Consider the following 7,431-nt stretch of genomic DNA (forward strand, 5'->3'; position numbering starts at 1 on the left):
GAACGGCTCGCCGGCTGGCGCGGCTGTTTCCCGGCGCAAGCGCCGGTCGCCACCGACCCGCTGGCCGGCGCCACGGGGCAGATCACCCATCCGGTGCCGCAGACCGGCCTCGACAAGCTCGCCGACGAAACCCGCGTGCAGGCCTGGATGGCCGAGCGCGATGGACTCTGGGTGCAGCCGAAGGTGGATGGCATCGCGGTGACGCTGATCTACCAGGACGGCCAACTGCAGCAGGCGATCAGCCGCGGCGATGGCCGCCTCGGCCAGGACTGGACGGCGCGGGTGCGCGCGCTCCCCGGCGTGCCGGCGCGGCTGCCCGACAACCGCCGGCTGCTGTTCCAGGGCGAGCTCTACTGGAAGCTGGCCGAGCACGTGCAGGCCAGCCACGGCGGCGCCGGCGCGCGGGGCAAGGTCGCCGGGCTGCTGGCGCGGCAAAGCCTCGGCGACGCCGAAGCCGCCGGCATCGGCCTGTTCGTCTGGGAATGGCCGGATGGCCCGGCCGACATGCGCGCTCGCCTCGACGAACTGCGCCGCCTGGGTTTCGCCGACAGCGCGCGTTTCAGCGAACCGGCGGCCTCCTTCGCCGAGGCCCGCGAATGGCGGGAGCACTGGTACCGGTCCGCGTTGCCGTTCGCCAGCGACGGCGTGGTGATCAAGCAGGGCCGGCGTCCGCCGGGCGAGCGCTGGAGCGCCAGCGCACCGGCCTGGGCGATCGCCTGGAAGTACCCGTTCGCCCAGGTGCTGGCTGAGGTGCGCGCGGTGGAGTTCAAGGTCGGCCGCAGCGGGCGCATCACCCCGCTGCTGCAGTTGCAACCGGTGCAGCTGGATGACCGTCGCGTGCAGCGCGTGTCGGCCGGATCGTTGCGTCGCCTGCGCGAACTGGATATCCAGCCCGGCGACCAGGTATCGGTCAGTCTCGCCGGGCTGACCATCCCGCGCCTCGACGGCGTGGTCTGGCATGCTGCCGTGCGCACGCCGCTGGCGCTACCCGTCACCTCGCGCTATCACCCGCTGAGCTGCTGGCAGCCCACGCCCGACTGCCGCAGCCAGTTCGCCGCGCGCCTGGAATGGCTGGGCGGCAAGCACGGCCTGGGCCTCGCCGGAGTCGGAGCGGGGAGCTGGCAGGCGCTGATCGACGCGGGACTGGTGGAGCACCTGCTCGACTGGATGGACCTGCGCGAGGAGCAGTTGCTCGCCCTGCCCGGCTTCGGCGAGAAGCGCGCCAAACGCCTGCTGGCGAGTTTCGCCGAGGCCCGCGCCCAGCCGTTCGGCCGCTGGCTGGGCGCCCTCGGCCTGCCGCCCAGCGGCGCGGCGAATCTCGGCGCGGACTGGCAGCAACTGGCCGGACGCAGCCAGGCCGACTGGCAACGCCAGCCCGGTGTCGGCCCGGGCCGCGCACGCGCGTTGGTGGCGTTCTTCGCCGACCCGCAGGTACGCGCCCTTCGCCAACGGCTGAACGCAGCGGGCGTGGCCGGCTTCTGACGGGCCGCGATCAGTAGTCGCGGAACTCCTTGTGGCAGGCTTCGCAGGCGTCTTCGACCTTCTGCAGCGGCGCGGCGACCGCCTCGGGCGCCAACGGCCCGCTGGTGCTGGCTGCGGCCAGGGCGGCGGTGCTGGCCTCGAGGTCGCGGGCCAGTTCGTCGAAGCGCTCCTGGCGCTGCCACACCTCGTCACGCGCGTTGCTGTGTTCTTCCTTCACCATCGGGAAATGCTTCCACGGCTGGCGCGACAGCTCGTCCAGATGCACCGCACCGCTGGCGAACGCGTCGGCATCGAACTTCAGCCGACCGCGCAGCATGCCGCCGAGGTCTTCGCTGGTCTTCAGCATCTGCTTGAAGATCGCCTGGCGCTGGCCGAGCGGGGAGTTGGGGTCAATCTTGTTGCAACCACCGAGCACGAGCAGCGCGGCGAATACGATGAACAATGATTTGGAAGGCATGGGCGTTTTCGCGAGGGTTGGGCGGGACGCGGATTATCCGCCCCCGTCCGTGTCGCTGCCAAACTGATCCGTCGGCCCGGCGCCCTCACCTGGCGACAGGTTGACGCAGGTCACCCCCGCCGCGGGAGGCTCAACGGGCGGGATCGAGGGGCGCGTCCTCTTCCTTGAACTGGTCGCGGATGTAGGTGATTTCGCTCTTGCCGTGCGGCGCCGGCAGGCCGTCCGGGCCGAGGTTGACGAACACCATGCGCTCGATGGTCAGCAGGCTCTTGCGGGTGATCTTGTTGCGCACTTCGCAGCGCAGGGTGATCGAGGTGCGGCCGAATTCGGTGGCGGTGATGCCCAGCTCGATGATGTCGCTCTGCCGCGCCGAGCTGACGAAATTGATCTCGGAAATGAATTTGGTCACCACCCGCTGGTTACCCAGCTGGACGATGGCGTAGATCGCCGCTTCCTAGTCCACCCATTTCAACAGGCTGCCGCCGAACAGCGTGCCGTTGGGATTGAGGTCTTCGGGCTTCACCCATTTGCGCGTATGGAAGTTCATGGACACTCCTGTCGGGGGTTAGGAATCGCCAGCATGATCGCAGGCCGGCGCCTGAGTGTCGCGACCGGAAATGCGATGGGAAAGTTCACAAAAACCTAATTGCCCTACTCCCGCGCATGGGTTTAAATCCCCGTCGATGACTTTCCAAGGACTTCACTCGGTATTGCCCCCTTCGCGCCGCCGAGCGACCCGACACTGAGGTTGAACCCATGCGTTTTCTGCCCCTTTCCGCCGCCGTTCTGCTTGCCGCCTTTCATCTGCCGGCCCAGGCACTGGACTTCGGCGCCCTCGCCAACGGCGTGGCAAGCGTCGCCAATGCGGTGAACGGCACCCCGGCGAACACCACGAATACGGCAAATACGGTGAGCAGCACCGGCAACAGCGCCTGCGACGCCAAGCTTCGCGAGTACCAGGACCAACTGGCCCTGGCCCAGGCTGCCGGCAAGGCGGCCAACAACAGCAACGTGCAGAAGCTCCTGCTGCAGGCCAACACCCTCTGCGCGCAGACCGCCAGCACCCAGCAGCCGGTCCAGGCCGTTCCGGCCGCCACCCCGCAGACCGCCCAGGAAACCGCGGTGAACGCCGGGGTCAAACTGCTCGGCACCATGCTCAGCAAGTAACGGCGCGCGCCATCCGGCGCGCACCTTCGCTGCCCTATTGGGTAGTCGCGCCGGCATCGCTATAATCCTTCGCCTCACACGCCCGGTTTACCGGTCGTGCCCGCCACCCGGGCGAGGGGCGCTGCAGCAGGCCGGGCCGCTTCGATCGATTCGAGGCAGCCCACCTGTCAGGCTCGCACGGGGCGTTTCCCAAACGCAGCAACGGCGCCCATTCGCACTCGAACGAATGGAGAACTCATCCCATGAGCGCTGTTTCTACGCCTGCCGGTTTCACCGATTTCAAAGTCGCCGACATTTCCCTGGCCGATTGGGGCCGCAAAGAGCTGATCATCGCCGAGTCCGAGATGCCGGCACTGATGGGCCTGCGCCGCAAATACGCCGCCAGCCAGCCGCTGAAAGGCGCGAAGATCCTCGGCTGCATCCACATGACCATCCAGACCGGCGTACTGATCGAGACGCTCACCGCCCTGGGCGCCGAAGTGCGCTGGTCGTCGTGCAACATCTTCTCCACCCAGGATCAGGCCGCTGCCGCCATCGCCGCTGCCGGCATCCCGGTATTCGCCTGGAAGGGCGAGACCGAGCAGGAGTACGAGTGGTGCATCGAGCAGACCATCCTCAAGGACGGCCAGCCGTGGGATGCCAACATGGTGCTGGACGACGGCGGTGACCTGACCGAAATCCTGCACAAGAAATACCCGCAGATGCTCGAGCGCATCCACGGCGTCACCGAAGAGACCACCACCGGGGTGCACCGCCTGCTCGACATGCTCAAGGCCGGCACCCTGAAAGTCCCGGCGATCAACGTCAACGACGCGGTCACCAAGAGCAAGAACGACAACAAGTACGGCTGCCGTCACAGCCTCAACGACGCCATCAAACGCGGCACCGACCACCTGCTGTCGGGCAAGCAGGCGCTGGTGATCGGCTACGGCGACGTGGGCAAGGGCTCGGCCGCCTCGCTGCGCCAGGAAGGCATGATCGTCAAGGTCAGCGAAGTCGACCCGATCTGCGCCATGCAGGCCTGCATGGACGGCTACGAGCTGGTTTCGCCCTACAAGGACGGCATCAACGACGGCAGCGAAGGCTGCGTCGACGCCGCGCTGCTGGGCAGGATCGACCTGATCGTCACCACGACCGGCAACGTCAACGTCTGCGATGCCGGCATGCTCAAGGCGCTGAAGAAGCGCGCCGTGGTCTGCAACATCGGCCACTTCGACAACGAGATCGACACCGCCTTCATGCGCAAGAACTGGGCCTGGGAAGAGGTCAAACCGCAGGTGCACAAGATCCACCGCACCGGCGCCGGCAGCTTCGACGCGCAGAACGACGACTACCTGATCCTTCTCGCCGAAGGCCGCTTGGTCAACCTGGGCAACGCCACCGGCCACCCGAGCCGGATCATGGACGGTTCCTTCGCCAACCAGGTGCTGGCGCAGATCTTCCTGTTCGAGCAGAAGTTCGCCGACCTCTCCGCCGAGAAGAAGGCCGAGCGCCTGACCGTCGAAGTGCTGCCGAAGAAGCTGGACGAAGAAGTGGCGCTGGAGATGGTCAAGGGCTTCGGTGGCGTGGTCACCCGTCTGACGCCGAAGCAGGCCGAGTACATCGGTGTGAGCACCGAAGGCCCGTTCAAGCCGGACGCCTACCGCTACTGATCCACACACCGAAGGGTGGGTTTTAGCCGCGCAGCGGCGTAACCCACCCTCGCTTACCACGGGTTTCTAGCGCTGTCCCGGCTGTCGCCTGGCGGGTTACGCGCCGCGTAGAAACATGATTAGCCTTCACGTATGGGGCCGGCGTCGCTAACCCGCCCTACGAAGAGAAGCGTCTCCATGACCCAGAAAAAATCCAACGTCAGCTTCGAGTTCTTCCCGGCGAAGACCGAGGCCGGGCATGAAAAACTGCTGGCCAACGCACGTCGACTGGCCGCGGAACGCCCGCACTTCTTCTCCTGCACCTACGGCGCCGGCGGTTCGACCCGCGACCGTACGCTGAACACCGTGCTGCAACTCGACGGCGAAGTGAAGGTGCCGACCGCACCGCACCTGTCCTGCGTCGGCGACAGCAAGGACGACCTGCGCAGCCTGCTCACGCAGTACCAGGCCGCCGGTATCCGCCGCATCGTCGCGCTGCGTGGCGACCTGCCGTCGGGCATGGGCATGGCCAGCGGCGAGCTGCGCTACGCCAACGAACTGGTCGAGTTCATCCGCCGCGAAACCGGCGACCACTTCCACATCGAAATCGCCGCCTACCCGGAAATGCACCCGCAGGCGCGCGGCTTCGAGGACGACCTGGCGAACTTCGTGCGCAAGGCCCGGGCCGGCGCCGACAGCGCCATCACCCAGTACTTCTTCAACGCCGACGCCTACTTCTACTTCGTCGAGCGGGTACGCAAGGCGGGCGTCGACACGCCGATCGTGCCGGGCATCATGCCGGTGACCAACTACAGCAAACTGGCGCGCTTCTCCGACGCGTGCGGCGCGGAACTGCCGCGCTGGATGCGCAAGCAGCTCGAAGCCTATGGCGACGACGTGCAGAGCATCCAGGCCTACGGCGAACAGGTGATCAGCGCGATGTGCGAACGCCTGCTGGCCGGTGGCGCGCCGGGGCTGCACTTCTACACCCTGAACCAGGCCGAACCGAGCCTGGCGATCTGCAGCAACCTGGGTCTCGGCGCCTGACCCGGCAGGGGCTGTCCGGCAGCGCAACGCGAGCCGCCGCGATCCCTGGCGCATGACTTGCTTCCATCGCCCGCACGAACGCGGGCGCGGGTAACAGGAAAAGGGAGCTGTAGATGGCGAAAAGGATCTGCTGGGCATTGCTGTTCTGGGCCGCCTGCGTGGTCGCGCAGGCCGATCCGCTGCGCATCGTCAGCGAAGCCTGGGCGCCCTACGTCTACGAAGAGAACGGCGTGGTGCGCGGCCTGGACTACGAGCTCACTGCAACGGTGCTCGAACGCCTCGGCATCACCCACGAGCTGCAACTGCTGCCGTGGAAGCGCAGCCTGGCGGAGTTCGACGAGGGCCGCGCCGACGCGATCCTCGACATCTTCCGCAACCCGGACCGCGAGCAGAGCATGGTGTTCGTCGACGAGCCGCTGTCGAGCAGCGAGTTCGTGCTCTTCTACGCCCGCCAGCGACCATTCCCGTACAGCGACCTGAGCAGCCTCAAGGGCCGTCGCATCGGTGTGTCGCCGGGCTACTGGTATTCCAACGAAGCGTTTCGCCAATCCAAGGACTTCATCCGCGAGAACGCCCCCAGCCATGCCGCCAATTTCGGCAAGTTGATGCTTGGACGCGTCGACATGGTGCTGATCGAGCGACGCGTCGGGCTGTACCTGGCGCAGCAGATGGGCATCCTCGATCAGCTGGACTACCACCGTCAGCCGATCAGCCACGACGACCTCTACCTGGCGCTGCGCAGAACCCCGGAGTTCGAGCGCCTGGCCGCGCGCTTCACCATCGAGCTGCGCAAGCTCAAGGCCGAACGCGCCGCCACGCCCGCGCGCTGATCGACAGCCTGCGTACAGCAAAAGGCCGCGAAGAACGCGGCCTTTTTCGTTCCTGCGGTGTCCGGCTCAGGGCTCCAGGCCGATGCCGCGCAGCACCACCGCGGTGATGGTCTGCACCGCCTGCTCGAACTGCTGGTCGCTGAGCGGCTTATGGTCGTTCAGCGCGGTGACTTGGTAGTCGAAGTCAGCATAGTGCTGGGTCGAGGCCCAGATCAGGTAGAGCAGCGCAAAGGGCTCGACCGGGCGGATGCGTTTCTCCTCGACCCACTGGCGAATCTTGTTCTCCTTGAACTTGGCGCCGGCGAATAGGTGCTCGTCGAGGATGTCGCGAAACAGCGGCGCGCCATGCATGATCTCGTTGGCCCACAGCTTGGAGCCGTGCGGACGGGTCCGCGAGTGGGTCATCTTCTCGCGCACATAGCTGGTCAGCACCACGCGCGGGTCGTCGAAATGCACGAAGCAGGCCCCTTCCAGCTCCCACACGCTGAGCAGGTTGACCAGCACCTCGCGGTACAGCTCGTCCTTGGTGGTGAAGTAGTAGTGCAGGTTCGAACGCGGCAGCTCGGCGCGCTTGGCGATGTCGGCCATCGAGGTGCCGGCGTGACCCTGTTCGGCGAACACCTGCTCGGCGGCCAGGAGGATCTTCTCGACGTTCTTTCGGCGGATTTTGATCTTGTGATTGGTCATTCCATTCCAGGCCTGGCTCCCGTGGAGCAAAGACTACTCGAAACAGCGGTTGAGTTCGTAAGGCTCTGACGAGTGATATTCCCCCTCACGCCACACCCCTTGAGAATGATCGTCGTCAGATTGCCGCAGA

The 7,431-nt window shown here is 66.4% G+C and carries 7 protein-coding genes, 1 pseudogene and 1 riboswitch; of the genes and pseudogenes, 5 read left to right on the plus strand and 3 right to left on the minus strand.

The genetic code is table 11. The features are described 5' to 3' along the window. The coding region (gene ligB, locus B3E91_RS02200) for an NAD-dependent DNA ligase LigB (protein WP_287028177.1) at nucleotides 1–1,482 on the plus strand (1,482 nt) is incomplete at its 5' end. 10 nt (nucleotides 1,483–1,492) lie between these two features. On the opposite strand, the gene B3E91_RS02205 is transcribed toward ligB, so the two are convergent. Beyond that, nucleotides 1,493–1,939 carry a c-type cytochrome gene (locus B3E91_RS02205; RefSeq protein WP_287028178.1) on the minus strand — a complete coding sequence of 149 codons (447 nt, stop codon included), beginning with the start codon at nucleotides 1,937–1,939 and terminating at the stop codon, nucleotides 1,493–1,495. Nucleotides 1,940–2,069: 130 nt separating this feature from the next. Beyond that, nucleotides 2,070–2,486, minus strand: a pseudogene (locus B3E91_RS02210) (acyl-CoA thioesterase). A 209-nt stretch (nucleotides 2,487–2,695) separates the two neighbouring features. Between B3E91_RS02210 and B3E91_RS02215 the strand changes: the two are divergent. From B3E91_RS02215 to B3E91_RS02230, 4 genes are all read left to right on the plus strand, one after another. Beyond that, on the plus strand, nucleotides 2,696–3,106 hold the full coding sequence (locus B3E91_RS02215) for a hypothetical protein (protein ID WP_287028179.1): 411 nt from the start codon (nucleotides 2,696–2,698) through the stop codon (nucleotides 3,104–3,106). 107 nt (nucleotides 3,107–3,213) lie between these two features. After that, nucleotides 3,214–3,323: riboswitch (S-adenosyl-L-homocysteine riboswitch) on the plus strand. 25 nt (nucleotides 3,324–3,348) lie between these two features. Next, on the plus strand, nucleotides 3,349–4,758 hold the full coding sequence (gene ahcY, locus B3E91_RS02220; RefSeq protein WP_287028180.1) for an adenosylhomocysteinase: 1,410 nt from the start codon (nucleotides 3,349–3,351) through the stop codon (nucleotides 4,756–4,758). Between the two features lie 177 nt (nucleotides 4,759–4,935). Next, entirely contained in the window at nucleotides 4,936–5,784 is an 849-nt protein-coding gene (metF, locus tag B3E91_RS02225) for a methylenetetrahydrofolate reductase [NAD(P)H] (protein ID WP_287028181.1), read from the plus strand. Nucleotides 5,785–5,897: 113 nt separating this feature from the next. Then, nucleotides 5,898–6,614, plus strand: coding sequence for a substrate-binding periplasmic protein (locus tag B3E91_RS02230; RefSeq protein WP_287028182.1), 717 nt, complete (start codon nucleotides 5,898–5,900; stop codon nucleotides 6,612–6,614). A gap of 66 nt (nucleotides 6,615–6,680) precedes the next feature. Here B3E91_RS02230 and B3E91_RS02235 read toward each other — a convergent pair whose 3' ends face one another. After that, complete coding sequence (locus B3E91_RS02235) at nucleotides 6,681–7,301, minus strand: TetR/AcrR family transcriptional regulator (protein WP_090223997.1); 621 nt, start codon at nucleotides 7,299–7,301, stop codon at nucleotides 6,681–6,683. Nucleotides 7,302–7,431: the final 130 nt, after the last annotated feature.

This window comes from Pseudomonas sp. UBA6310 (assembly GCF_002438225.1).
GTDB lineage: Bacteria > Pseudomonadota > Gammaproteobacteria > Pseudomonadales > Pseudomonadaceae > Pseudomonas_O > Pseudomonas_O kuykendallii.

Bases quoted from the DNA above. Each gene is read 5' to 3' on its own strand.
- B3E91_RS02230 (WP_287028182.1), top strand. From the start codon at position 5,898: ATGGCGAAAAGGATCTGCTGGGCATTGCTGTTCTGGGCCGCCTGCGTG.
- B3E91_RS02235 (WP_090223997.1), bottom strand. From the start codon at position 7,301: ATGACCAATCACAAGATCAAAATCCGCCGAAAGAACGTCGAGAAGATC.
- ahcY (WP_287028180.1), top strand. From the start codon at position 3,349: ATGAGCGCTGTTTCTACGCCTGCCGGTTTCACCGATTTCAAAGTCGCC.
- metF (WP_287028181.1), top strand. From the start codon at position 4,936: ATGACCCAGAAAAAATCCAACGTCAGCTTCGAGTTCTTCCCGGCGAAG.
- B3E91_RS02215 (WP_287028179.1), top strand. From the start codon at position 2,696: ATGCGTTTTCTGCCCCTTTCCGCCGCCGTTCTGCTTGCCGCCTTTCAT.
- B3E91_RS02205 (WP_287028178.1), bottom strand. From the start codon at position 1,939: ATGCCTTCCAAATCATTGTTCATCGTATTCGCCGCGCTGCTCGTGCTC.